The organism is Methanoregula sp. (assembly GCF_002835825.1).
GTDB lineage: Archaea > Halobacteriota > Methanomicrobia > Methanomicrobiales > Methanospirillaceae > Methanoregula.
Map to the genome: position 1 here is coordinate 1 of NZ_PIZH01000546.1, position 1,386 is coordinate 1,386.

The window sequence follows — 1,386 nt, forward strand, 5'->3', positions numbered from 1 at the left end:
GGCCCCAGCTGATCGATGAACGGCAGCAGGCTCGTGGTCAGGGTAAGGATGATGAAGAAGATGATCCCCTGCGCAAAGTAGAAGATCATCACGTACTGGGAGAGGTTTCCCTCCTTCTCCCGCTCGATACCGATGATGCTGCGCATGTCCTCCGATGCTTTCAGGATGAGGTCGGCGACCGATCCTCCGGCATACGAAGCCTGGACCACGAGCGTGGTGTACCGGGTAATCAGCTCGGAGTGCAGGGTCTTTGCCATCGCCTTCATCGAGTCCTCGAACGACTTCCCGTACACCATCGAGGTCGAGGCGATCCGGATATTGGGTGAGAGAATCCCCATATCGGTCTTCGACAACTCCTTGACCGATTTGATAGGATCGAGCCCGCCCCGCATCAGCTCGGAGAGCTTGAAGAGAAACTCGGTGTAGAGCTCTTCTTTTCTCCGGGTTCTGCGCTTCTGGAGGGTGATGTCGATGGCGTACGGGGTGATGGCGATGATGACGGCAAAGGCGATCACCTCGTCAAGACCCATCGTCGGTCCGGGCCCCTTTTCCCCATCCGATTTTTTCACCGGATCTCCCGAACCTGTATCGGATACGTCACCTCCATCTTCGGCATTCATCTGGGCCATCAGTTCCTGGTAGGCCTTCAGCTTATCGCTCTCTCCGGCCTGGCCCTTCTCGATCCCCTTGATCGGAATTCCCGACAACGCTGCGCCGGCCACCAGCAGGAGCGCGATGAGCACCGGGATGAGTACGGTGAAGATCTCCCGGGGCGGGTTGTACAGGATGTGGATCCGCTCCCAGAGATCACCGGCCTCCTCTCTTTTTTTGGCAATGAAACTGCGGTTGTCTTCCATTTTTTGCATCTCACGGGGTTGTCGAATACTTCACCGACAGCATCTGCAAAAAGACGATGTTGATGAGCGGGATGATGAGATAGATGAGGAACATGAAGACATCCTTTGGCTCGAACGGCCCCAGCTCTATCCCGAGCGCGCCGGAGATGACAATCCCGAGGATCGCAAGGGTCAGCGTCATCACGACCCCGCCAAGATACCCTTCGCCAAAGATTGCGAGCGACTCCACGAACTCTTTGTAGGTGTGCCGGCGGATCGCCATCAGCTCCTTGCTCTTGGTCTCCAGGTACGACTTGAGTCCGCCGCCACCATAGATGATGTTGGTCATGTCCACGCAGATGTCCCGGAAGAGATCGGAAGGCGTGTTGTGGACAAGGCCGTTCATGGCCGTCACAAGATCTTCTCCCAGGATATCCACGCGGAAGAGCACTTTGCGGAACTCGTTTGAGATCTGGCCATAGTCCTCGCGCGAGAGCCGCCGGATGATCTCGAGCGGCGTTGCACCGGAACTTGCAAGGATGGACATGAA

2 protein-coding genes are annotated in these 1,386 nt (G+C 56.8%); both read right to left on the minus strand.

What is annotated here, in order from left to right; translation table 11 throughout:
* Positions 1–857: type II secretion system F family protein (locus tag CW742_RS13165; protein ID WP_292421118.1), on the minus strand; the 857-nt coding region annotated here is incomplete at its 3' end.
* 10 nt (positions 858–867) lie between these two features.
* Positions 868–1,386, minus strand: a 519-nt coding sequence (locus tag CW742_RS13170) for a type II secretion system F family protein (RefSeq protein ID WP_292421120.1), incomplete at its 5' end; no start/stop codon positions are given.